This window comes from Cryobacterium sp. TMT1-2-1, assembly GCF_004403955.1.
In the GTDB taxonomy this organism is placed as follows: Bacteria; Actinomycetota; Actinomycetes; order Actinomycetales; family Microbacteriaceae; genus Cryobacterium; species Cryobacterium psychrotolerans.
Window position 1 is genome coordinate 26811 of record NZ_SOHC01000060.1, and the last position, 23482, is coordinate 50292.

Sequence of the window (23482 nt, forward strand, 5' to 3'; positions counted from 1 at the left end):
CCGCCATGATGTGCACTATGAACGCATCGGAATCGGTCCGACCCGACCGCACCCTCCTGATCATCCTGTCCGTCATCGGCGTCCTGGTGATTGTCGCCCTGGCGGTCGTGTTCTCGCGCGGCGAACCCAGGCTCCTCGACGAGTCGACTCCGGCGGGTGTCGTGCAGCGGTATTCCGCGGCGGTCATCGCCGGCGATGAGTCCGCTGCCGTCGAGTACCTCACCCCCGAGGCGCGGGAGGCGTGCGAGAGGTTCGAGAACGCATCCACCGACAACGTCAGGGTCACCCTGGTCTCGACGACCGAACGGGAGGACTCGGCCGACGTGAAGGTCTCCCTCGTCACCTCCTATGAGGGCGGAGGCCCGTTCGACTCCTCGGAGTTCGAGACCGAGGAGGTCTTCGACCTCGTGAAGTCTGACGGAAAATGGCTGATCGACCAGACCCCGTGGTCACTCACCGTCTGCACGAACACGGCGGTGAAGTGATGAGCGACACCGCCACACCGCAGGCCCCGACCGCGGGCGGCGCCCAGCGCACCGTGCGTCGCCTGATCGTCTACGTGCTGCTGTTCGCCCTGGTGGCGATCGGCGCCACCGGCCTGAGCGGCCTGCTCTCGCGACTCCTCGAGGCGGGAACGGCGCTGGCGTCCGACGACGTCGCCGGCCTGGCGCGCTCGCTGGCCTTCACCCTGATCGGCGGACCGCTCGCGGCGCTCCTCTGGTGGGCGGTCTGGCGGAGGCTCGCCGACCCGGCCGAGCGGTCTTCCCTGGCGTGGGGCCTGTACCTGGCCGGCATGTACACGGTGGCCCTCATGCTTTCCGCCTCCGCCCTGCTGGGGGCTGCGCTGCAACTCATCGACGGCACCTGGCAGCCCTCCGACTTCTCCACCGGCCTGGTCTGGGCCGGCGTCTGGGCCTGGCACCGGTGGATGTGGCGACACGCGGCCAAGCGACCGGTGCGCCTGGCCACCCTGCCGATCGTCCTCGGGGCCCTCTACGGCCTGGTGATCGGAGTCGGCGGCGCCGTGAACGCCCTCGGCTCACTCCTCGACACCGCCATCCGCGCATCCGACCAGGCGTCGGTGGGCGAACCCTGGTGGGAGTCCCCGCTGCAGGCTCTGCTCTGGGCCGTTGTGGGCGCGGCGATCTGGTGGTGGCACTGGATCCACGACGATGCCCGCCGGTTGAAGACCGGGTTCGCCAATGTGGCGCTCGTCGTCATCGGAATCCTCGGTGCGGGCGTCCTGACCCTCGGCGGGATCGGCGCGACCCTGTTCGTTCTTCTGCGACTGGCCTTCGACCGCGCCGACCCGATCGGCGACCTCCTGGACCCGCTGGGCGAGGCGATCGCCTCGGCGGCCATCGGCGCACTGGTCTGGTACTACCACGCGCTCATCTCCCGGGGCCGTCCGCACGACACTCGGCAGGCCGGCACCCTGGTCACCTCCGGGGTCGGCCTGGTGGCCGCAGCCACCGGCATCGGCATCATCGTAAACTCCCTCCTGGCGACCCTGAGCAGCCCGCTCGCGGGCGCGGACACCCGCACGCTGCTGCTCGGCGGCATCAGCGCCCTGGTGGTCGGCGGCCCGGTCTGGTGGCTGGTGTGGAAGCCCGCCGCCCCGGTCGCGGAGGCCGAGATGGCCTCCACCGGCCGCCGGGTGTACCTCATCGCGGTCTTCGGCCTCAGCGCGATAGTGGCGCTGGTCGCCCTGCTGGTGGTCGGCAACGGGATCTTCGAGTTCGCCCTCGAATCGGCGTCGGCCGGGAGCCTGGTCGAGAAAATCCGCGCCCCGCTCGGGCTGCTCGTTGCGACCGCTCTGGTCTCCGCCTACCACTTCAGTGTCTGGCGGCGTGACCGTGCGGTCGTCGGAGCCCTGGCCCCGGCCGCCCGTGAACGACGCATCTCCCGCGTCTTCCTGGTCACCGGAGCGGACCCAGAGCCGCAGTCTCAGGCCATCGAGGCTGCCACCGGCGCCTCGGTGACCGTGTGGCCCCGCGCGGACACCGGGGAAGGGCCGGTCCCCGCGCCCGACGCCGCGCAGCTCGCCGCTGCCCTGGCCGGCGTGGCCGGCAAGCGCGTGCTGGTGGTCACCGGACCGGGCAACCGCATCGACGTGATTCCCCTGGCCGACTGAGCCGTCCGCCCGGGCGTGTGTCAGCCGGGCGTGTGTCAGCCGGGGATCAGCTTCCGCCACCGGAACCCGGCGCGGGGTTCCGGGACGGGCAGCAGCTCCGTGCACACGAAACGACGGATGCTCGCCCGAGCCGGTGACTTCGGCGCGGCATCGCGGAGCGTGCGCCCGGTCAGCACGGCCGCATCCACCCCCTGTTGGTCGTGCGGCACGAGGATCGGCGACTCGATGCCGCCGAAGCGCAGAAGCGCCTGGGTGACCTGGCCGGCGGGGTCCAGCCCGACCGCGCTCGCGCGCACCCGGTTCATCACCACGCTCACCCGGTCGGTCGTGAGCAGGTCCGCCAGTTCGACCCAGGCGCGCAGGAACCTGGCCATCCCGACCGGGTCGGCGAGGCCGCAGGCCACAACCCGGTCGGCTGACCGGAGCGCCGTCAGCGTCGCGGCGTTGCGCCTGGGAGCGAACAGGTCGCTGGAGATTTCCTCGTCGCTCTCCAGGTTGAAGCCGGTGTCGAGCACGACGTAGTCCACCCACTGGCGCAGCGCGTCGATCGTGCGAGACACACGCTCGGAAGACAGTTCGGGCCAGCGGGAGGGCCGTCCGATGCCGGTGAGCACCCAGAACGCGCCCTGCGGCGAGTTGTACCGTTGCGCGATCCGCTCGAGCTCGGACTGGGTGAGGCTGTCCGTCCCGGCCAGCCGGCATCCGGCAGCGAACCCGGGGGCCTCGTCGAGCATGCCCAGGCTCGGCGCGACCGACCCGCTGTAGGTGTCGACGTCGGCCAGCACGACGGTATGCCCGGCGGCCGCGATCTCGGCGGCGATATTGATCGCCAGGGTCGTGCGCCCCGGCGCCCCGGCGGGACCCCAGACGGCGATGACCGAGCCTGCACTCAGGGCGCCGCCGGCGCCCGCCCGGCCGCCGATCCGCAACGGCACGACGATCCCGGCGACGAGCAGGGTCTCGACCTCGCTCCAGTCCGCTCCCGCATCCACCACCTCGTAGAGGCCGAGCGAGGCCGCGTGGCGCCGGTCGAGGTCGGATGCCGCGAGCGCGATCAACCGGATGCCGCGCCCGTCGCACGCCGCGATCAGCTCAGCGGTGAGCGTCGCCCGGCCGGCACCGACCACCACGGCCTCCGGCGGGCGCACGTCCAGCGCGACCAGGAGGTCCCGTGCGGTGCCGACCCGGGCGACGATGGAGTGCCCGTACTCCACGATGTCGGCCAGGAGCCGGTCTTCGGTGTCCCGGTCGAGGGCGAGCGCGAGCGTGGCCACGGCTACTCCCCCAGCGCCGTGTTGACCGGTACGATGGCGACCGCGTCTCCGTTGGCGACGGACTCAAGCACGGCGGCGATCTTTGATTTGGGCACGAGGATCTCCACCGACATCCCGCCGTCGGAGGCCATGAAGCCGACCGGTTCGATGAGTCGCACAATCGCCGCCTGCCCGACGAGCACGGCCGGGGGGCCGAAGACGCCGCGGTCGGTCTGCCGGGATGACCAGACATCCACGACCGATCCCGGCCCGATCGCAGCGGCCGGCTTGCCGCTGAGCTCGACGACGATGTTCGTCACCGACTGCCCGGCCCTCGTGCCCACGGCGGAGGCGGGTACCAGTTCGCCTGCGGCGATGGTGCGCGTGACAATCATCCCGTCGGGCGGCAGTCCGCCCGGCGTGACGTACAGGTCGCCGGCGGAGCCGAGCCTGACCTGGGTCGTCAGCAGGTCGGATCCGTCGATGTGGTCGCCGACCGCCAGCGCGACCCTGGCCGTGTAGACGGCGGTGGTGCGGTCCGCATTCGTGACGATCGCGGACACACCCCCGACGGAGGCCGCCACGAGCGCCACGCCGATCGCGAACCGCGGATCGAATCTGAATCGGCGCCGGGAACCAGGCGCCCGGGTGCCTCGGGTGGGGGTGTCCTGTGTTTTCGCCGCCGTGCGTGCCATCCGCCCACCTCGCTGCCCGTGAAAGCCCTGACCCACTATCGTCGTCCCCCGGCGGCCCGGGCGGGGAAGTTATCCACAGCCGCAGCCCGGCAGCCCCCGCGCCGGGGCCGAGGACGGATAATCGATGCATGACGGATTCCGTGTCCTCCAACTCCGTAGGCCGATTCCTGACCCTCGCCGACACGGCCGAGATCCTCAACATCCCGGCCGCCGAGGCGCTCGAACTCGTTCGCGGCGGTGAGCTTCCCGCCATCAAAATCGGCGCCCGCGGCGCCTGGCGGATCGAGCGGATCGTACTCGAGTCCTATATCGAAGCGCGCTACGAGGAAGCCCGGCGGATGTCGCTCTGGCAGCAGTCCGACTTCGCGAACATCCCCGAAATCTCCGGAAGCACGATCATCCGCCCGGAGACCTGAGACAAGACGCGCCCAGCGCCCGCCTGCCCAGCACCCGCCGAGCTGACGCACGCGCACGGCACTCCCAATTGACGTGCGGAGTAACTGACTTGCGGAGAAACAACCTTCGTTGCGAAATTGAAGGGACTTTGTCCGCAAGTCAACTTGTGAGACGCCCCTGCGGCGGCGGGAAACACGAGGCTCCGGGACCCGTCCGCCGTCAGCCATCAGTCCAGCTGCACCAGCTGGATCTGGGCGAGCGGGACGATTCGGTAGTGCTGAACCTCGTTGGCGCGTCGTACGGTTCCGGCCTCGTGCACGGCAACATCGATGTGGTCGCGGCCGACCCGGTCGATCGTGCCGGTGATCAGGCCGGCCGGGGTGTGGAGCAGGAGGCTCTTCCGGCGCCGGCAGAGGTCGCGCAGCACGAAGGGCAGCCCGATACGGTCCACGACCCTGGCCGCCGACTCGGACTCGGCGGCGAGGGAGACTGCTACCTGGTCGTGGTGCAGGATCACGCCCGCTATCGCCGCGAGGGGAAGGACGCACTGGGCTCCGAAACGGCCGCCGTTCCGGTGGTCGGCGGCTCTGCGGTCGGCGTCCCGGTCGTCGGCGGCGCTGTGGCCGTCGGCTCGGCGGCCGCCGTTTCGGTGGTCGGCGGCGCTGCGGCCGTCGCTGCGGCGGTCGGCGGAGAGGAGGTCGGCGGCCAGCCAGTCCCGGCCGAAGGTGGTCGGTCGGATGGTGATCGTCTCACCGGTTACCAGCGCAACCCTCAGGATTCCCGCCCCCACCGGGGCCGGCGCCCTGGTCAGGCTGACGAGCCGACTGCGCAGGGACAGCCGACCGAGGCGCAGCCGTTCCTCCTCCGCGCGGAGGTCGATTTCTTCGGCCTGGAGTTCATGCTCGAGCTGCCCCTCGAGGTCGTCGAACAGGTTGTCCCACCGCACACCCCGAAACTAGTCGGCCCAGCCGGGGTTCGCTCGTGTTATCCACAGGCCCTATAAGCGCTAGACAGGGCCGCCCGTCCCCTGATTGAGTCTCTGCCACGGGCTCCCCCCGAACAGGGGCGGCCCCGTGATCCACCCGAACGTCAAGCACCCGTCGACGCGCCATCGGAATCACGCACATCGGAGGAGCCATGAGCACCCCTCTCACCCCCGAAGAAGACTCGAGCGCCGAAGAGGAACGCAGCGGGTTCCAGTCGGAAGACTTCTTCGGGCACCAGCCCAGTCCGCGCAACCAGCTCCCCGATCCGGAACCGCTTGTGATCAACCTCACGCGCTGTGTCATCGAGGTGCTCGCCGGCGCCCGGGAACTCGACCAGCTCGCGCGCTGGGTCACCGACGACGTCTACCGGCACCTGCTCAAGCGCGTGGTGCTCTCAGCGCGTGCGCGCGCGGTAAAAGGGCAGCGAGCCCAGAGGCCGACCATCACGATCGGGCGGGTCATCATTTCCGAGCCGCGCGACGGTGTCGTCGAGGCCGTCGTGATCGTGCACAGCCGGGTGCGGGTGCGCGCGGTGGCCCTCCGGCTGGAGGGCCTCGACCGTCGATGGCGGGCCAGCGCCATCAATGTTCTCTGAGCAAGCACGGTTCTCAGCGCCCGCAATGTTCTCTGAGCGGTGGATGCCGTCGTCGACCGATGCAGGGCGATTCACGCTCCGGGAGCAGCCGGGCTGAGCGGCAGACTGGTCGACCTGCGGGGTGAGATCGTGCGCGACCGCGCCTAGGAGACCGCCCCGGCGACCAGGCTCACGCCGCCGACGAGCGAGATCACCAACACGACGGTGCGGAGCACCCGAGCCGACATCCGCCCGGACAGGAGAAGCCCGCAGATGGTGCCCGCGGCGAGCGCGGAGAGCTGCCACAACCCCGGCAGCACCACCCCGAGGATGAGCGCGGTCACAACGTTCTGGATGATGAAGAAGCTGTGCATATTGGCCCGCGTGGCCACCGGCGACCAGCCGGCATTCGCCGCGTAGATTCCGATCGGCGGCCCACCCACTCCCCCGACCACGTTCAGCAGCGCACTGGTCGCCCCCGTCGCCACCGCCCCCAGCGGATGCCCCAGCCACCCCCAGCGCACCCCACTGGCCAGGATCCCCACCGCCAGAATCACCCCTGCCCCCGCGCCCAAAGCCAGCCAGCGGGTGTCGATGCCCTGCAGCGCCCACGCGATGACCGGCGTGCACAGGAGGGTGGGGATCAGCAGTCGCGCCACCGCGCCCGGCTGGGCGTGGCGCCCGTCACGGATCAGCGGCACCACCGGCGACAACGCCGCAAGCACCACCGCCGCGCCGACACCCTCCCGCGGGCCGAGCGCCAGGATGAGCAGCGGCGCGGCCACGAGCGAGAATCCCATGCCCGTGGCCGCCTGAACAAGCGCGCCCACCGCAATGCCGCCCAGCGAGAGCGCGACAACCAGGTCCATCAGGAGACAGGGTCCCGGCGCATCAGGATGCTGTCCCGGCGCATCAGGATGCGGTGTCCCGGTCCAGTCGGCAGCGCGCCTGGAACGCGATCGCCCCCACCATGAGCACCGCGGGCACCACGGTGATGCCGACGACCAGCGCCGTCTGAGCGAACCCCGACTGCACCACATCTTGCCCCGCGGTCGTCGACACAAAGCCGCCGATCGCGAGCACCGCCGAGTACAGGTACGGGCCGATCGCCGTGCCGGTCGCCTCCGTCGCCGTCCACACGCCCGTGTACGCGCCCGCGCGGGACGTACCGCCGCGCTCGGCGACCGCCACCGCATCCGGCAGCATCGAGAACGCGAACAGTTGCAGGCCGGCGAACGACGTGCCGAGCAGCACGATGACGGCGGTGGTGATCGCAATCCCGAGGGTGCCGCCGGCGGCGAGCGCGAGGGACCCGACGATGAAAATCAGCTGCGACAGCAACAGCCCGCGCTGCTTGCCGAGCCGGCGCGAAACGGCGAGCCACATCGGCCCAGCGACGACCGCCGGGGCCAGGAACGCCCCCATGAACAGGGAGGTGAGTCCGGGGGCGCCGAACACGTACTGCGTGTAGAACGGCACCGCCGCGAGGAACAGGTGCGTGGTGGTGCCCGTGAACAGGTAGGAGAGCACCAGCAGGCGGAAGTTGCGGTCGCGCCACGCGATCTTCAGGTCGCCGACGAAGGTGTGCTCGCGATCATCCGGGGCACGGAAACCGCTGTGCTCGGTGAGCCGGCGCACGCCCACGATGCCGGCGAACCCAGTGACCACCATCACCCCCGAGAGGATGAGCGCCATCTGCGAATAGTCGCCGCGAGCCCCGGATGCCACCAGCGCGGGGGCCGCGACGCCGGCGCCGAGCAGGCCGATGGTGAGCAGCAGCAGCCGGAACATGAACACGCGGGTGCGTTCGTGGTAGCCGATCTTCAGGTCGGACGGCGTGGTCAGGTAGGGCACCTGGAAGCAGGCGAAGAGCATATTTCCGGCGATGTACCAGCCGGCGATCCACAGCGCCGCGCCGCCACCGGTGAGCCCGGCCGGCACACTGAACATGGCCGTCATGGCGACGGCCAGCAGCAGGCCCCACCACAGCAGGCCGCGCCGGTGCCCCGAACGGCGGGCGTGCCGGTCGCTGATGGTGCCCAGCAGCGGATGCACCACGGCGTCCAGGATCTTCGGCAGCAGCAGGGTGAGTCCGGCCAGCAACGGGGTGACGCCGAGCACGTGGGTCATGAAGTAGAGCAGCAGCAGGCCGGGGACGGTGACCCACACACCCATGCCGAGGGACCCGCTCGAGTAGGCGAGCAGGTCACTCATGCGGGCGCGCAGGGTGGGGGCGCCGTCGCCGGATGCCCGGGGGGCTCCGTCGCTGGTCGGCACGGCGCTGCCGGTGGCCCTGCTCATCGGGCTGCCCCGGAGACGACGGCCTCGTGGCGGGCGACGACGCCGGCGGCCAGCGGGGCGCCGGCGAAGGCCCCCGAACCGGCACGGCCGGCGAGGGTGCGGGCGACGATGCGGTCGGTGAGGGCCGGCACATGGCGCGCCAGGAAGAACTCCAGCGCACCCCGCGCTGAGGTGGGCAGGTCCCGCCGCGGACGACGGCTGAGGGCGGCGCGCATCACCGCATCGACGACGCCGTCGAGCGGCTCGTACCGGCTCATGCCCTCGAGCGAGAGCCCGGCCGCCGTGGTCGAGCTGTGGATGGGGCTGCGCACCGACGACGGGTACACGCAGGTGACGCCCACGTGGGTGCCCAGTTCCATCCGGAGGGCGTCGGCGTACGCGACGAGGGCCCGCTTCGACGCCCCGTAGGCGGCGGCGAGCGGCAGCTGCAGGAGCGCCATGCGGGAGGCGAGCATGACGATGCGGCCGCGGGAGGCGACGAGGGCGTCCACGCAGGCCGCCGTCACCCGCCACGTCCCCAGCAGGTTCACCTCGAGCTGTCGGCGCACCTCTGCGCCGGGGGCGAACTCGGCCGGGGCCGGCCCGCCGATGCCCGCGTTGTTGATGAGGATGTCGAGGCCGCCGAGCATCCGGATGGCCTGGGCCACCGCATCTGTCACCTGCTCGTCGCTGGTGATGTCACACGCCAGGATGTCGGCGCCCGGGTCGGCGTTCACGTCGAGCCCCACGACGACGGCGCCCTGCGCCTGCAGCCGGGCGGTGAAGGCCCGCCCGAAGGTTCCGGATGCCCCGGTGATGATGACCCTGAGGCCGTGTGCGTTTCGCAGGCTCATGCGGTGACTCCCTCGTGTGCGGTGCTGAATGGTTTCGCGCCCCGGCGCAGGCGTTCCCGCCCGGCGGCGATCTCTTTGGGCAGCGCGGCGACGTAGCCATCGAAGTCGATGCGCATGCGGGGCCGACGGTCGCCACCCCACCGGGCGGCGGAGTAGGCGAGATGTCTCGCCACGGCTTTCTGCTGGTCTTCTGCGCCGGGCAGGGCGTACCCGCCGGACAGGTGGGCGGCCACGAGTTTCGCCTGCACCTCGAGAACGGGCAGCGCCGCACCGGTGGACTGGATGAGTCCGATGAAGCTCAGGCTGGGGTCCTGCAGGTGGAACACGCGCTGGTAGAGGGGAAGTTCCTCGGCGTCCTCCCCCAGCCAGGCCGACGTGAGGAACGGGATGTTCACCCGGTACCCGGTCGCCCAGACGATCACGTCGACCGTCTCGGTGCTGCCGTCGGTGAATTCAACGCGGTCGCCGTCGAAGCGCGCGATGCCGGGCCTGGCCACCACCTCACCGTGAGTGAGCCGGTGCATGATGGTGTCGCTGATGGTGGGGTGGTTCTGGAACAACCCGCCGGCCGGCGCCGGCAGGCCATAGTCTTCCGGGCTGCCGACGGCGAGCCGCAGCAGGGTCTGGGCGATCGTCTGCCTGGCACGCCAGGGCAGCACCGAGAGGATGCCGTTCATCTTGTCGGAGGGTCGCCCGAAAATGTATTTGGGCACGATGTGCACGCCGTGCCGGGACGACAGCAGCACCGGGCCGCGCGACACGTAGGAGGCGTCGACGGTGATGTCCATGGCGGAGTTGCCCATGCCCACCACCAGTACCCGTTTGTCGCGGAACACCTCGGCGGTGCGGTAGTCGTGGGCGTGCATCGTGGTGCCGGTGAACGTGCCGAGGTAGGCGGGGCTGGGCCAGCGCGGGTCCCAGTTGTGCCCGTTGGCCACGACGACCGCGTCGTAGCGTTCGCTGCTGCCGTCGTCAGCGCCGACGATCCAGCCCGCTCCGGCGGGCTCGGCTCCGCGCTCGCTGTCGCCGTCGCCTTCACGTTCGACGGAGGTGACCCCCGTGGAGAAGCGGATGTGCGGCGTCAGAGCGAACGCGGTGGCGTAGTCGGCCAGGTAGCCTGCGACATGGTCGGCAGACGGGTAGTCGGGCCAGTCCGCGGGCATGGGGTAGTCGGCGAATTCGGTGCGGCCCTTGCTCGTGTTGAGGTGGAGCGAGCCGTAGGCGGGTGACAGCCCGCTGCTGTTGTCGCGGGCCCAGAGCCCGCCGGGTCGGTCGCCCTTCTCGTAGGTGACGACGTCGACCCCGGCATCGATCAGCGCCTTGGTAGCGGCGAGTCCGGCTGCGCCGGCGCCGATCACGGCGACGCGGGTGGGACCGGTCATGATGTCTCTCCGTGCAGCGTGCGGTCCGTCACGGCGCGGTTCTTCGGCGTGCGGTTCTTCGGCGCGCGATTCATCAGGGCCCGATTCATCAGATACCCGAATCCGCGGGGCGAGATGCGGTGGCCCCACCAGGCGAGCTTCGCGGTCCTGCCGACCAGCACGAGGTCGCGGCGGCGGCGCACGGCGCGCACGGCGGCCCTGGCGACGTCGTCCTGGCTGATCTCGGACCCGGTGGTGGTGCGCACGCTCAGATCGGTGCCGGACGCCTGCCCCATTCCGCCGGTCACGAAGGTGGGGTGAACCATGGTGACGGTGACCCCGGATGCGGCAAGCTCGTACCGCAGTGCGGTGAACAGGCCGGTGACGGCGTGCTTCGCGGCGACGTAGGCGGGGCGCCCGACGGTGGGGGCGAATCCGGTGACGGAGCTGGTGACGACGATGCGGCCCCGGGTGCGGTTGAGGGCGGGCAGTGCCGCCCTGGTGCAGATCAGCGCCCCGATGTAGTTGACCTCCATGACGCGGCGGTAGACGGATACGTCATGGTCGAGGAGGGCGCCGACGGCGGAGAGTCCGGCGTTGTTGACGAGCACGTCGATGCGGCCGTACCGGGCGACAATCCCCTCGAAGACGGCGTTCACCTGGGCCTCATCGGTGATGTCGCAGACCCGGTAGGAGGGGTCGTCCGGCGGGCAGGCTTCCGGCAGGTCAAGGCCGACGACCGTGTGGCCTGCCTCAGAGAAACGCAGCATCATCGCGCGGCCGATCCCCCCGGCTGCGCCGGTGATGACGGTTACCCCCTGCATGTGACTCCCCCTCATCGCGGCACCTCGTCGAGCCGGGCACAACGTTGTGCCAGAATCCAACCTAGACGACGGATGCCCGGCTCGCGGTGGCCGGATTCACCGAATTTCTGCCCCGGGTTGTGCTGGCACACAATCACGGGAAGACTGTGCCGGTGAGATCCAGCGCAGAGTGGGCCCCCGTCGTCTCCCTGATCGACCAGATCGCCGCCGACGAGCACCTGCTGCGCGGCGTCGTGGCTTCGGTGCGCACCCTGGTGCGCGAGTCCGCCGCCCTGACGACGGCCGACATCGTCGGCCACACCCGAGCGCTCATTTTCGCAGCGACGCGGGCCCTCGCCGACCGGCGCGGGCCCAGCGAAACCGAATTGTCGTTCGTCGAGGACTTCGCCGCCACCCGGGCCCGCCAGGGGGTGCCGCTCGAATCGGTGCTCGGGGCGGTGCACGTGTCGGAGCGCACCATCTGGGCCCGCGCGCGGGAACTGGCCGGGCCGTCCGGGGTCAGCGCGGAGCTCTTGTTCGACGTCAGGGAGCTCTACGACGACTGGGCCGAGACGGTGCGGGCGCGGCTGATCGTGGCGCACCGCGCCGCGTCGGCCGGGCCGTCGCCCTCCGCCCAGGACCTGGACGCGTCGATGCTGCGTCGGCTGTTCGAGGGCGGCGGCGTCGCGGCGCTGGCGGCGAGCGAGGCCGGGCTGCCGGTCGACCGGGGGCTGTGGGTGGTGGTCGGCCACGCCGAGGACGCCGCGGAATGGCAACGTGAGCTGGCGGTTTCCGGGCCGGGCGCTTCCGGTCGGGTCGTTTCCGCCCGGGTCGACGGGTGGTTCTGGGCCGTCACCAGCGGAGAGCCGAGCGGCGGCTTCGCGGGCCGGGCCGACAGGCTCGGACCCGCGGGCGGATACGCGGGACCCACCGACCCCGAGGGGCTGGCGGCAGCGCGACGCCTGGCGTCCGCCGCGCTTGGCGCCGCCCAGTCGATGGGGCGCCCGGGCCTCGTGCACGTCGCCGAGGTGGCCACACAGGCCGCCATGAGCGACCGGCACGACATCGCCGCGATGCTCGCCGACCACTACGCCCCCGCGTGGCGGGAGCTCGGCACCAGCGCGGAACCCGTCGCCCGGGCGGTCATCGCCTGGCTCGACGCCGGCCAAGACGTCACGACGGCGGCCGCACACCTGTTCGTGCACCCCAACACGGTGCGCAATCGCCTGGCGCGATTCGCGGAGGCCACCGGAATCGACCCCGCGTCGGCGTTCGGCGCCCCCGACGCGTGGTGGCTGTGCACGACGTGGCTGGCGCTCTGACCCGACACGCGGATGCCGGCACCCCGGACACGATCTGCACCGGGACGTCGACGACCGCGGCCGGGTCGGCGGGCTACTTCTTCTTTCCGCCCTGGGAGCGACGCTCGGCGCGATTCACCGGGGTGGCCGGCTGGCCGAAGGCTCCGCGCTGGGCGGGTTCTTCCGGGGCGTCCGGCGCCTCGTCGGTTACCGCGGCCTTGCGGGCGCGGTCCGTTGCCGCCTGCTGGATCTGGCCGCGCTGGTTGCGCACCTCGACTCCGCCCGAATCGCTCGGGGCGGTGTAGCTGAGCTTTTCCTCGCCGGTGGAGCTGGGCGTCAGGCCCTTGGCTTCGACGATGGGGCCGGCGACGGAGCCCGGAGCCTGGCTGACTTCGACTTCGAGGTTGAACAGGAAGCCGACGGTTTCCTCGCGGATCTGGCCCATCATCTGCTGGAACATGGCGAAGCCCTCGCGCTGGTATTCCACCAGCGGGTCGCGCTGCGCCATGGCGCGCAGGCCGATGCCGTCCTTGAGGTAGTCCATCTCGTAGAGGTGGTCGCGCCAGCGACGGTCGATGACCGAGAGCACGACGCGGCGTTCGAGCTCACGCATGGCCGGGGCGCCGAGGGATTCCTCGCGGCGCTGGTAGGCGAGCTTCGCGTCCGAGATGATTTCGCGGCGCATGAACTCGCGGTTGATCTTGCCCTTGTTGCCGGCCTCGGCGACGACCTCGTCGATCGTCAGGCCGACCGGGTAGAGCGTCTTCAGCTCGGTCCACAGGGCATCGAAGTCCCAGTCGTCGCCGTTGCCCTCGCCGGTGTGCACCTCGAGCACCTCGTCGATGACATCTTCGAGGAACTTCTGGGTGCGCTCGTGCAGGTCGTCGCCCTCGAGGATGTGGCGGCGGTCGCTGTAGATCGCCTCGCGCTGGCGGTTCAGCACGTCGTCGTACTTGAGCACGTTCTTGCGGATCTCGGCGTTGCGTCCTTCGACCTGCGCCTGGGCGCTGCGGATGGCGCGGCTGACGATCTTCGACTCGATGGCCATGTCGTCCGGCACACCCTGTCGGCCCATCAGGCTCTCCGCGGCGCCGGCGTTGAACAGGCGCATCAGGTCGTCGGTGAGCGAGAGGTAGAACCGGCTTTCGCCCGGGTCGCCCTGGCGGCCGCTGCGACCGCGCAGCTGGTTGTCGATCCGGCGCGATTCGTGGCGTTCGGTGCCGAGCACGTAGAGGCCGCCGACGGCGATGACCTTCTCGGCTTCTTCGGTCACGTTCGCCTTGACGTTCTCGAACACGTCATCCCACGCGGCTTCGTACTCGTCGGGGGTTTCCACCGGGCTGAGGCCCTTGGCGTTCATCTCGGCTACGGCGAGGAATTCGGCGTTGCCGCCGAGCATCACGTCGGTGCCTCGGCCGGCCATGTTGGTGGCGACGGTGACCGAGCCGAGCCGGCCGGCCTGCGCGACGATCGCGGCCTCACGGGCGTGGTTCTTCGCGTTGAGCACCTCGTGGCGCACGCCCTTCCTGGCGAGCAGGCGGGAGAGGTACTCGCTCTTCTCGACGCTCGTCGTACCGACCAGGACCGGCTGGCCCTTCTCGTGGCGTTCGAGGATGTCTTCGACGACCTGGCTGAACTTGGCCTCTTCGTTCTTGTAGACGAGGTCGGCCTGGTCGATCCGCGTCATCGGCTTGTTGGTCGGGATGAGCACGACACCGAGCTTGTACGTGCTCATGAACTCGGCGGCCTCGGTCTCGGCCGTACCGGTCATCCCGGACAGCTTCGAGTAGAGGCGGAAGTAGTTCTGCAGGGTGACGGTCGCGAGGGTCTGGTTCTCGGCCTTGACCGCGACGCCCTCCTTGGCCTCGATCGCCTGGTGGATGCCCTCGTTGTACCGGCGTCCCATCAGGATGCGCCCGGTGTGCTCGTCGACGATGAGCACTTCGCCGTTCATGACGACGTAGTCCTTGTCCTTCTTGAACAGGGCGTTCGCCTTGATCGAATTGTTCAGGAAGGAGATGAGCGGGGTGTTCGCCGACTCGTACAGGTTGTCGATGCCGAGGTAGTCCTCGACCTTTTCGATCCCGGGTTCGAGCACGCCGACCGTGCGCTTCTTCTCGTCCACCTCGAAGTCGACGTTCGGGACGAGTCGCTTGGCGAGGCTGGCGAACTCGTTGAACCACCGGTTGGCCTCGCCGGAGGCGGGGCCGGAGATGATCAGCGGGGTGCGGGCCTCGTCGATGAGGATCGAGTCGACCTCGTCGACGATCGCGTAGTAGTGGCCGCGCTGGACCATGTCGGAGGCCTGCCAGGCCATGTTGTCGCGCAGGTAGTCGAAGCCGAACTCGTTGTTCGTGCCGTAGGTGATGTCCGCCTGGTACTGGTCGCGGCGCTGCTCGGGCGTCTGGCCGGAGAGGATGCAGCCGGTGGTCATCCCGAGCGCTCGGAAGACGCGTCCCATGAGCTCGCTCTGGTAGCTGGCGAGGTAGTCGTTCACAGTGATGACGTGGACGCCGCGGCTGGTGATCGCGTTGAGGTACGCGGCCGTCGTCGCGACGAGGGTCTTGCCCTCACCGGTCTTCATCTCCGCGATGTTGCCGAGGTGCAGGGCCGCCCCGCCCATCAGCTGCACGTCGAAGTGGCGCATACCCAGGGTGCGGGTGGATGCCTCGCGCACCGCGGCGAACGCCTCGGGCAGCAGGTCGTCCAGCGATTCGCCGTTCGAGTACCGCTCGCGCAGCTGCACGGTCTCGTTCTTCAGCTCCTCGTCGGTGAGGTGTCGGAAGTCTTCTTCCAGCGCGTTGATCGCCTTCGCATAGTTCTCGAGGCGGCGCAGAACGCGCCCCTCGCCTACACGAAGAACCTTTTCCAGAATTGAGGCCACGAATGCACTCCACTAGTCGTCACGGCGCGCGGACGCGCCTGTCGTCCGGTCGGACGCACGTAGCGCCGACCCAGCCGGCAACTATAGCAATGCTAGTTGGTCACAGGCTGGGTCGGCTGGCAGCGGCCTACGCCTCGCGCAATTCTTCCGCTTTGTCGTCAAGTTCGATGACGCCGTAGTCCCAGCCCTTGCGCCGGTAGACGACGCTCGGACGCTTGGTTTCCGCGTCCTGGAAGAGGTAGAAGTCGTGGCCGACGAGCTCCATGAAGTAGAGGGCGTCGTCCACGGTCATCGGCGCCGCGGCGAAGACCTTGCGCCTGATCACGACCGGGCAGTACTCCTCTTCGGCCGGCTCGGCCGGGTGTTCCTCGGTGACGATCGGGATCCCTCCCGTGCGCACGCGTTCGAGCGTTTCCACATCCGCCGGGGTGATGTCGACGACGCTGAAGCCCCCGGCGGTGGCCTCCTGCAGCGAGGTGGGGCGGTGGGCGCCGCCGCGGTGCACCTTCTTACGGTCCTTCGCCCGGCGGACGCGCTCCAGGAGCCGGCCGAGGGCGACGTCGAACGCCGCGTACTTGTCGGAGCCGTCGGCCTCGGCACGCACGATGGGCCCCTTGCCGATCAGGGTCAGTTCGACTCGGTCCTTGCCGGCGGCACCGGTGCGCTCGTTCTTCTCGCGATGGCGGCTCACCCTGATCTCGAGGGCGAGGGCCTTGTCGGCGAGGGCCGCGATCTTCTCGGACTTGTCGAGGGCGTATTGCCGGAACCGATCTGTGATGCCCAGGTTACGTCCAACGATATTAGTTTCCATGACGACCTCCAGATCCGGCGGACCGCCCTGATTCTGGGCGATCGTTGCGCGCCGTTAACAACACCGTAGCCCGGTGTGCGGGATAAGTCACCCGTTTCACCTGCCAGTTCCCGGGGAGTGTCCAGCGGCCGGGAAAAGCCGCCGCGTTTCCGCGAGGGTGGCCAGTCCGAGCACCTCGCCGCCCGCCTCGAGCACGGCGCGCCGGGCCTCCAGGATCGTCGCGCCGGTGGTCAGGATGTCGTCGACGACGACGCAGCGGAAGCCCCCCAGCGGCCTCCGCGCGAGCAACGAGCCGTGCCTGTTCCGGGCGCGGGCCTCGCGTCCGAGACCGACCTGGTCCGTGGTGCCGCCGACCTGCCGGAGCACGGGCGTCCCGGCGAGGCCGGCCCTGGCCAGCAGCAGTTCGACGGGATGGAAGCCCCGGGCTCGCCAGGCCTTCCGGGACGCCGGGATGGTCACCAGGTGCACGCCGCGGTCGTCCGGAACACGGCCGCCCGCGGCGGATGCCGCGAGCGCGGCTGCGACGGCCAGCCGGAGGGGCACCGCGAGCGTGGCCGCCGCGTCGGTGCGGCCGCCATCCTTGAATGCGCCCAGGACTCGCCTGGCCACCCCGGAGTAGTCCAGGCCCGACCAGACCGGCACGTCGTCCCGGCTGCACGGGTGCACCGCGGGGCGGAGCGCCATGCGGCATTCCTCGCAGAGCGACCGGTCGGGCGCTCCGCAGCCGCTGCACTCGGTGGGGAGCACCACGCCCCAGGCGTCGAGTCCGGCGCGGCGGACGGCGTCGAGGTGGCCCATGCGGCCATCCTGCGCTCGGCCGGCCCCCCGGCCACAGGCGAAGCCCCGGTCGGTGCGGTCCCTTCGCCAGATCGTGCTGTTCAGGATTGGCCGCAGCGCGCGCATCCCCGGCGTCGTCCGGTTGAGTTGCGGACAACGAACCTTCCTCGTGAAGCTGAGGGTGCTTTGTCCGCATCTCAGCCTGGACGAGCGCGTGCCAGGAGGGAGGCATCTCGGGAGGGAGGCCCTAGCCGGCAATACCCTGCTGCGTGGCGATGAGCACGACCTCGTCGATGCGCTCCTGCCAGCCGACCCCCCGCTGCACCTGGAGGGCTCCCCCCGCCGACAGGGCGCGCAGCTCCCGCACGGTGTTGCTTCCGGCGATGGAGACGCTGCCGGGCGCCGACTCGAGCACAGTGGTCCCGCCGCCGATCTGCTGGGCGACGATGCGTTCCTCCCCGCTGGGCAACCGGATGAGCGACCCCACGGTCAGCTCGTCGATCCAGGTCGCGTCGAGCGGGAGGCCCGCGCCCGAAGACAGCACGACGGGCTCGCCGAGGCCGACCGGAACCGCGTTGTTGTCGCGCTTGATCGCCGCGACGACGAAAAGGGAGTCTGTCCCCGATCGCAACAGGGCCAGCAGCCGGGTACCGTCGCGGGACACGTCCAGCGACACGATCGACGAGGCCTCCTGCCAGGGCGCCGGAACGGCGATCGCCTTGCCGGCGAGGGTGTACACGAACAGTTCGCCGGGCCGCGCCGACGGCACCGACCAGACGTAGCCGTCGGAGTCGATGGAGGGAGCGATCAGGCCCGAGCGGGGATCGAGTCGCACCGGGTCGTCGCCGACCCGGACGCCGTACACGCCGGCATCCGTCAGCACGGCGGCCATGGCCTGGCCGGGAGAGAGCGTGACGGCCCTCGGCTTCAGGGCGGCGACCGGCTCCGAGATACCGGCAATCGGCGTGAGGGCTGCCCCGCTGGCCGCCAGGAATCCGAACTTCCCGTCCCGCAGCAGCAGGGCCCGGGCGTCGACGCGTGGATTCGCGATCGGGGCGTTCGAGCCCATCTCGCCGATGTCCTGTGAGTTCTGGTTGATGGTGATCGTTGCGGTCAGACCGGGTGGGAGGCTGCGGGAAAGCTGCGCCTCCATGCGTTGCAGGGAGACCCGATCGGCGTTCAGGGCCTCGCTGTTGAGGTCGACCTTGGCGTCCCGGGCCACCACCCGCACCGCGTCCGCGGTGAGTTTCGTTCCCTCGGGAAACGCCGTCGCAACCGCACCGGAGAGCCAGGGGCTGGGACCGGCGAGCACTCCCTTGACGATCTTCGTGGGGGCCGAAGCCCCGCGCGGGAACCACCTCAGGTCCGGCACCAGGTATCGGAAGCTCGGATCGAAGAAGTACAGCGCCTGCGCACTGAACACCTCGCGGAACGTGTTGCGGTCGATCACCGTGCCGTCGGGCGCCTCGCTGATCCGCCACTGCCCGCCGACCCGTGCGAATTCGTAGCGCAGGGGCACCGGGGAGGAGGAATCAACGGTGCTGTACTGGCCCCTGGCATCGACCTCGGCGACCGGCGTGACCGAGAACTGCATCGTGGTCTCGTCGACGACCGTCGTGCTGCGCCCGGACCCGTCGTCGACCGTGACGCCCGCGTCGGGCTCCCAGGTGCTGCTGTAGTCCGGGGTCAGGAACTCCCGGGCGATGGCGTAGTTGCCCTCCGGGCTTGACGCCGCCTCGATGAAGCCACGCAGGATGGCATCCGTGCTGCCGTCCTTGAGCGGCTTGGACGGCAGGAACACGGGCGCCGGGTTGTCGTCCGGCAGGGCGGACTGACCGGCCTCCACTGCCCCGTCTCGCGGGATTCCCGAGCAGCCCGTGAGCAGGACGGCGGCGGCCGCGAGCACCGCCAGGGCGCCGGAGCCGATCCGGTGGCGGCATCTCCGGTTACGCATAGTGGCCCTCCGTTGTGCCGGGGGCGAAGCCGGCGACGACTGGGTGGGCATCCGCGGGCGGCAGCGGCAGCGGCGAACTCACGAGTTCTCCGTTCGTGCCCCGCGGCAGCGTCAGCCGGAAGCAGGACCCCTGGCCCGGCGCGGACCAGACCTGCAGCAGACCGCGGTGCGCGGTCGCATCCTCGAGCGAGATCGCCAGCCCCAGGCCGGTCCCGCCGATCGTGCGCCGGCGCGACGGGTCGGCCCGCCAGAACCGGTCGAACACATGCGCGACCTCCGCCTCCGTCATCCCCAGGCCGTAGTCCCGCACCGACAGGGCGACCGCACCGGCGTTGCTGTCGACCGACACGACGACGGGTTTCCCCTCGCCATGCTCGATCGCGTTGCCGATCAGGTTGTTCAGGATGCGACGGATCCGGCGCGGGTCGACGTCGGCGTCGAGGTGGCCGCCCGGCGCGACGAGCCGGAGGTCGGTGCCCTTGGACTCGCCGAGGGAGCGCATCCCCTCGATCGTGTCCTGAACGAGGTGCACGAGGTTCGTCGGCTCCGACTCGAGTTGGACGGATCCGGCGTCGTACCGGCTGATCTCCAGCAGGTCGCTGAGCAGGAGCTCGAACCGCTCGACCTGGGTGTGCAGCAGCTCCGCGGTGCGCTCGGTCGCCGGAGGGAAGCTCGCACGCTGGTCGTACAGCACGTCGCCGGCCAGCCTGATCGTCGTCAGCGGGGTGCGGAGCTCATGCGACACGTCGGAGACGAACCGCTGCTGCATCTCCGAGAGGTCGGCGAGCTCCTTGATCTGGCTCTGCAGGCTGTCCGCCATTCCGTTGAACGACCGGGCCAGGGTGGCGATGACATCCTCGCCCTTCTCCGGGATCCGAACGGCGAGGTCGCCGGAGGCCAGCTTCTGGCTCGTTTCCGCGGCGACCCGGAGCGGGGTGACGACGAAACGCACGACGATCCAGGTGACGGCGCCGATCAACAGCATCAGCGCAATTCCCGCCACGCCGAGGGTCTGCTGCACGAACAGCAGGGTGGCCTCCGCGTCCTGGAAGCTGTAGCCGATGTAGAGCTCGTACTGGCCGGCGACGGGCACGGTGAGCTGGGAGCCGACGACGACGCCGGGGAACTGCATGCCCTCATCCGTCGAGAGCGTCACGGACTGCCAGAACTGTTCGCCGGAGTTGCCTCGCACCGCCCCGCGCAGGTCGCTGGAGATGACACCGGTCGAGGCACCGAAGGTCGAGAAGTCCTGCGGAGCCACCGTCGACGCCTCCTGCCCCGGCACGCGGAACACGGCAATCAGGCGGCTCGACGAGGCTGCGGTCACCTGCGTGCGCGCGGAGCCGAGCAGGGTCTGCACCTGCACCCGGTCGGCGGCGTCGGAGGAATTCAGGATGCCCTGGGCCGCGGTGGTCGCCCGGTTCGACTCGAGCAGCACCTGGTTCAGCCTGGACTGGAACAGGTCATTGCCGATACTGACGGACATGTACACGCCGACCAGGGCGATGGCCACGCCGGAGAGCAGCACCGTGATGCCCACCGTGCGGAATTGCAGGGATGAGCGCCACGTGGAGACGATCTGGCGGGGCCAGGACCGCCAGGACCGCCAGCCGAAGCCGGTCACGCCCGACCGAGCAGCCACGAGGGACCTACCCCGCCGCGCCGGCCCGGTAGCCCACGCCGCGCACCGTCATCACGATGCGAGGGTTGTCCGGGTCGTCTTCCACCTTGGCGCGCAGTCGCTGCACGTGCACGTTGACGAGACGCGTGTCGGCCTTGTAGTGGTAGCCCCACACCTGCTCCAGGAGCATCTCCCGGGTGAACACCTGCTGCGGTTTCGACGCGAGCGCGAGGAGCAGGTCGAATTCGAGCGGGGTGAGGTTGATCCGTTGTTCGCCGCGCCTGACCTCGTGGCCGGCCGCATCCACGACGAGGTCGCCGATCTGCAGGCTGCCCGAGGCGCCCGCCGGGGTCGGGCGGAGGCGCGTCTTGATCCGGGCCACCAGCTCTTTCGGATTGAAGGGCTTGACCATGTAGTCGTCGGCGCCCGACTCGAGGCCCTTGACGACGTCGGTCGTGTCGGACTTGGCGGTCAGCATGATGATGGGAGTGCCGGATTCGGCGCGGATGAGACGGCACACCTCGATTCCGTCGAGACCCGGCAGCATCAGGTCAAGCAGAACAAGGTCGGGCTTGCCGTCATGGAACGCGTCGAGCGCCAGGGCGCCGTCGGCACAGAACGAGGGCTCGAAACCCTCGCCGTGCAGCACGATGCCAATCATCTCGGCCAGCGCAATGTCGTCATCGACGACCAAAATGCGTGCGTTCATACGTCCGTTCCGCTCAGCTCGCCCGTGGATTCCACGCCGAGTCGTACAATCTCTGGCACAAGAGTAGCGGAGGGTGCCGCAAGTAGCCTGATCCTCGTGATTTCGGCGGCCGGGTATGCCAGCATGATGGGGTGACGGACCCCCAGAACTGGCTCCCCCCGACGAACGCCGACCGTCCGGCGCCGCCCTTCGGTGCGTACGGCCCGCCCCAGCCCGGCGGCGGACCGCCGTCCGGCTGGACTCCCCCGCCGAAGCCCGGTCTCATCCCGCTGCGTCCGCTCGGCTTCGGCACACTGCTCTGGGCGCCGTTCCAGGTGCTGCGCCGGAACCCTCGCGCCACCTTCGGCAGCGCCCTGATCGTGCAGGCCGTCATCACCCTGGTCACCCTGGTGGTCGTCGGCGTCGTCACGTTCCTCGCCCTCGGCCGGATTGAGAGCGCGTCCCTGGCCGAGCGCGATGCGGTCGAGGCGGGCTCTGCCGTGGCGATCGTGCTGTCGGCCATCGTGCCCATCGCGCTGTCGGTGATCGCATCCGCCCTGCTGCAGGGCATCATCGTGGTCGAGGTGGCCAGGGGGACGCTCGGTGAGAAACTCCGCCTCGGCCGGCTCTGGCGGGCGGCCGGCGGCCGCCTGTGGCCGCTCGTTCTCTGGGCCGTCCTGCTCAGCACCGCGGCGCTCCTGGCCGGGGGCGTCATGGTCGCCGGCGTTGCGCTCCTCGTCACGCTGGGCGGGGCGTGGGTGGCGCTGGGGGTGGCCCTCGGCGTCGTGGGCGGCCTGGCCCTGCTGGCGCTGGGCACCTGGCTGTTCACGAAGACCTCGCTCGTGCCGAGCCTGATCGTGCTCGAACGGCTCGGAATCCGGGCGGCGGCGCGCAGGTCCTGGTCGTTGACCGACGGCTATTTCTGGCGCACCCTCGGGGTGCAGTTCCTGGTCGCCACGATGGTCAACGTCGTCGCCCAGATCGTGACCACCCCCCTGGGCATCCTGTTCGGAGTCGCCGTTTCCCTGGTCGATCCGAACGACGCGTTCGAGGCCTGGATTCCGTCCATCGTCTTGTACGTGCTGATCATTTTCACCGCGCTGGTGCTCGGCGCCGTGACCGCGGTCATCCAATCCGCCACAACCGCCCTGATCTACATCGACCTGCGGATGCGCAAGGAGGGCCTGGACCTGGACCTTCAGCGCTTCGTCGAATCGGCCGGGGCGGATGACCCGTACCTCGTGGCACCCGGCCGGGACACGGGCGCCCCCCGGGCATGATCGATCCCGACGCGCCGGAAGCCCGGCAGTGGCTGCGCGAAGAGCTGGCGAAGGGCGCCTACCAGGCCGCCAGGCCGACCTGGTTCGACCGGCTGTCGAAGGCCGTCCTCGACTGGTTCGGCTCGCTCACCGCCCCCTCCGACAGCCTGTTGGCACCCTGGGTTCCGCTCGTCCTGACGGTGCTGCTCGGGGCGGCCCTGGTGGCCGCGTACCTCATTTTCGGCCCGCCGCGGCGGGCTCGGCGCAGCACCACCGCCGCGGAACTGTTCGGCGCGGACGACCGGCGCAGCTCCGAAGACCTCCGCCGTGCGGCCGCCGCCGCGGCCGCCGGCGGGGACTGGACCCTCGCGGCCCAGGAAACGTTCCGGGCCCTGGCCCGGGGGCTCATCGAGCGCTCCGTGCTGCTGGTGACGCCCGGCACGACCGCGCACGCCTTCGCCGACCGCGCGGCAGGAGCCTTCCCGGAGCACGCCGCGGGCCTGGCCGAGGCCGCCCGGCGCTTCGACCGCCTGCGCTATCTCGGCGACCAGGGAACGGAGCCCGACTACCTGCAGGTCCGGGCCCTGGAACTGGCCCTGCGCGCCGCGCGTCCGCGCCGCCTGGACGTTCTGTTCGAGTCGGCAGCGCCGTGACGGCCACGCTGCGGGAGCGGCCGGACGGCACGAACGCGCCCGCGCTGACCCCGACCCTCGGGGTTTCGGCTCGGCGGTGGCTGTTCTGGATCCTGGCCGGGGCCGGCGCCATCCTCGTCTCGGTCGCTGCCGCGCTGCTGGCCGGCGGCAGCACGGCCGGCGGGACACCGCTCGCCGCCGACAACGCGGGCGAGGCGG

At 70.4% G+C, this 23482-nt stretch carries 22 protein-coding genes; 8 read left to right on the forward strand and 14 right to left on the reverse strand.

All coding sequences use genetic code 11. The annotated features are described in order from the left end of the window. Window positions 1–17: 17 nt before the first annotated feature. The gene (locus tag E3T33_RS10295) at window positions 18–485 is read left to right on the forward strand and encodes a hypothetical protein (RefSeq protein WP_092323054.1); all 468 of its coding nucleotides are present in this window, start codon (window positions 18–20) and stop codon (window positions 483–485) included. Further along, entirely contained in the window at window positions 425–2134 is a 1710-nt protein-coding gene (locus tag E3T33_RS10300; RefSeq protein WP_241982907.1) for a DUF5671 domain-containing protein, read from the forward strand. Before E3T33_RS10295 ends, E3T33_RS10300 begins: the two co-directional genes overlap by 61 nt. 35 nt (window positions 2135–2169) lie before the next feature. Here the strand turns inward: E3T33_RS10300 and E3T33_RS10305 are convergent, their stop codons facing one another. Further along, a complete protein-coding gene (locus tag E3T33_RS10305) occupies window positions 2170–3408 on the reverse strand; it encodes a regulator (RefSeq protein WP_134476395.1) in 1239 nt (412 codons plus the stop codon). Between the two features lie 2 nt (window positions 3409–3410). Next, window positions 3411–4082 (reverse strand): hypothetical protein, encoded by a 672-nt coding sequence (locus E3T33_RS10310; protein ID WP_092323058.1) that lies wholly within the window; start codon window positions 4080–4082, stop codon window positions 3411–3413. A gap of 128 nt (window positions 4083–4210) precedes the next feature. Here E3T33_RS10310 and E3T33_RS10315 point away from each other — a divergent pair, with 128 nt between their 5' ends. Then, entirely contained in the window at window positions 4211–4498 is a 288-nt protein-coding gene (locus E3T33_RS10315) for a helix-turn-helix domain-containing protein (RefSeq protein WP_092323060.1), read from the forward strand. A gap of 206 nt (window positions 4499–4704) precedes the next feature. Here the strand turns inward: E3T33_RS10315 and E3T33_RS10320 are convergent, their stop codons facing one another. Then, complete coding sequence (locus E3T33_RS10320) at window positions 4705–5424, reverse strand: hypothetical protein (RefSeq protein WP_134575254.1); 720 nt, start codon at window positions 5422–5424, stop codon at window positions 4705–4707. A 191-nt stretch (window positions 5425–5615) separates the two neighbouring features. Here E3T33_RS10320 and E3T33_RS10325 point away from each other — a divergent pair, with 191 nt between their 5' ends. Continuing rightward, entirely contained in the window at window positions 5616–6059 is a 444-nt protein-coding gene (locus E3T33_RS10325; RefSeq protein WP_241982908.1) for an Rv3235 family protein, read from the forward strand. 143 nt (window positions 6060–6202) lie between these two features. Here E3T33_RS10325 and E3T33_RS10330 read toward each other — a convergent pair whose 3' ends face one another. The 5 genes from E3T33_RS10330 to E3T33_RS10350 are packed head-to-tail and all read right to left on the reverse strand — an operon-like array spanning window position 6203 to window position 11357. Continuing rightward, window positions 6203–6907, reverse strand: coding sequence for a TSUP family transporter (locus E3T33_RS10330; RefSeq protein ID WP_092323063.1), 705 nt, complete (start codon window positions 6905–6907; stop codon window positions 6203–6205). A gap of 43 nt (window positions 6908–6950) precedes the next feature. Next, the gene (locus tag E3T33_RS10335; protein ID WP_241982909.1) at window positions 6951–8339 is read right to left on the reverse strand and encodes an MFS transporter; all 1389 of its coding nucleotides are present in this window, start codon (window positions 8337–8339) and stop codon (window positions 6951–6953) included. Beyond that, on the reverse strand, window positions 8336–9172 hold the full coding sequence (locus E3T33_RS10340) for an SDR family NAD(P)-dependent oxidoreductase (RefSeq protein WP_092323064.1): 837 nt from the start codon (window positions 9170–9172) through the stop codon (window positions 8336–8338). The genes E3T33_RS10335 and E3T33_RS10340 overlap by 4 nt, the downstream gene beginning before the upstream one ends. After that, entirely contained in the window at window positions 9169–10554 is a 1386-nt protein-coding gene (locus E3T33_RS10345; protein ID WP_134575255.1) for an FAD-dependent oxidoreductase, read from the reverse strand. Before E3T33_RS10345 ends, E3T33_RS10340 begins: the two co-directional genes overlap by 4 nt. Beyond that, window positions 10551–11357, reverse strand: a complete 807-nt coding sequence (locus E3T33_RS10350) for an SDR family NAD(P)-dependent oxidoreductase (protein WP_166784463.1) — start codon at window positions 11355–11357, stop codon at window positions 10551–10553. Before E3T33_RS10350 ends, E3T33_RS10345 begins: the two co-directional genes overlap by 4 nt. A 152-nt stretch (window positions 11358–11509) precedes the next feature. Between E3T33_RS10350 and E3T33_RS10355 the strand changes: the two genes are divergently transcribed. Beyond that, complete coding sequence (locus E3T33_RS10355; RefSeq protein WP_134575256.1) at window positions 11510–12658, forward strand: helix-turn-helix domain-containing protein; 1149 nt, start codon at window positions 11510–11512, stop codon at window positions 12656–12658. A gap of 73 nt (window positions 12659–12731) precedes the next feature. Here E3T33_RS10355 and secA read toward each other — a convergent pair whose 3' ends face one another. The 6 genes from secA to mtrA form a co-directional block, all read right to left on the reverse strand. Beyond that, window positions 12732–15521, reverse strand: a complete 2790-nt coding sequence (secA, locus tag E3T33_RS10360) for a preprotein translocase subunit SecA (protein ID WP_092323069.1) — start codon at window positions 15519–15521, stop codon at window positions 12732–12734. Window positions 15522–15648: 127 nt separating this feature from the next. Continuing rightward, the gene (gene raiA / locus E3T33_RS10365; protein ID WP_092323070.1) at window positions 15649–16332 is read right to left on the reverse strand and encodes a ribosome-associated translation inhibitor RaiA; all 684 of its coding nucleotides are present in this window, start codon (window positions 16330–16332) and stop codon (window positions 15649–15651) included. 96 nt (window positions 16333–16428) lie between these two features. Then, window positions 16429–17130, reverse strand: coding sequence for a phosphoribosyltransferase family protein (locus tag E3T33_RS10370; protein WP_134575257.1), 702 nt, complete (start codon window positions 17128–17130; stop codon window positions 16429–16431). A gap of 226 nt (window positions 17131–17356) precedes the next feature. Continuing rightward, on the reverse strand, window positions 17357–19063 hold the full coding sequence (locus E3T33_RS10375) for an LpqB family beta-propeller domain-containing protein (protein ID WP_166784464.1): 1707 nt from the start codon (window positions 19061–19063) through the stop codon (window positions 17357–17359). Next, the gene (mtrB, locus tag E3T33_RS10380; RefSeq protein ID WP_241982910.1) at window positions 19056–20705 is read right to left on the reverse strand and encodes an MtrAB system histidine kinase MtrB; all 1650 of its coding nucleotides are present in this window, start codon (window positions 20703–20705) and stop codon (window positions 19056–19058) included. The genes E3T33_RS10375 and mtrB overlap by 8 nt, the downstream gene beginning before the upstream one ends. A 7-nt stretch (window positions 20706–20712) precedes the next feature. Then, window positions 20713–21393: an MtrAB system response regulator MtrA gene (gene mtrA, locus E3T33_RS10385; RefSeq protein WP_092323075.1), complete on the reverse strand. Its 681-nt coding sequence runs from the start codon at window positions 21391–21393 to the stop codon at window positions 20713–20715. Between the two features lie 131 nt (window positions 21394–21524). On the opposite strand from mtrA, the gene E3T33_RS10390 reads away from it, so the two are divergent. The 3 genes from E3T33_RS10390 to E3T33_RS10400 form a co-directional block, all read left to right on the forward strand. Beyond that, window positions 21525–22652 carry a hypothetical protein gene (locus tag E3T33_RS10390; RefSeq protein WP_092323076.1) on the forward strand — a complete coding sequence of 376 codons (1128 nt, stop codon included), beginning with the start codon at window positions 21525–21527 and terminating at the stop codon, window positions 22650–22652. Then, window positions 22649–23284: a DUF4129 domain-containing protein gene (locus tag E3T33_RS10395; RefSeq protein WP_092323078.1), complete on the forward strand. Its 636-nt coding sequence runs from the start codon at window positions 22649–22651 to the stop codon at window positions 23282–23284. The genes E3T33_RS10390 and E3T33_RS10395 overlap by 4 nt, the downstream gene beginning before the upstream one ends. Then, window positions 23281–23482, forward strand: a 202-nt coding sequence (locus E3T33_RS10400) for a hypothetical protein (RefSeq protein WP_134575259.1), incomplete at its 3' end; no start/stop codon positions are given. The genes E3T33_RS10395 and E3T33_RS10400, both read left to right, overlap by 4 nt.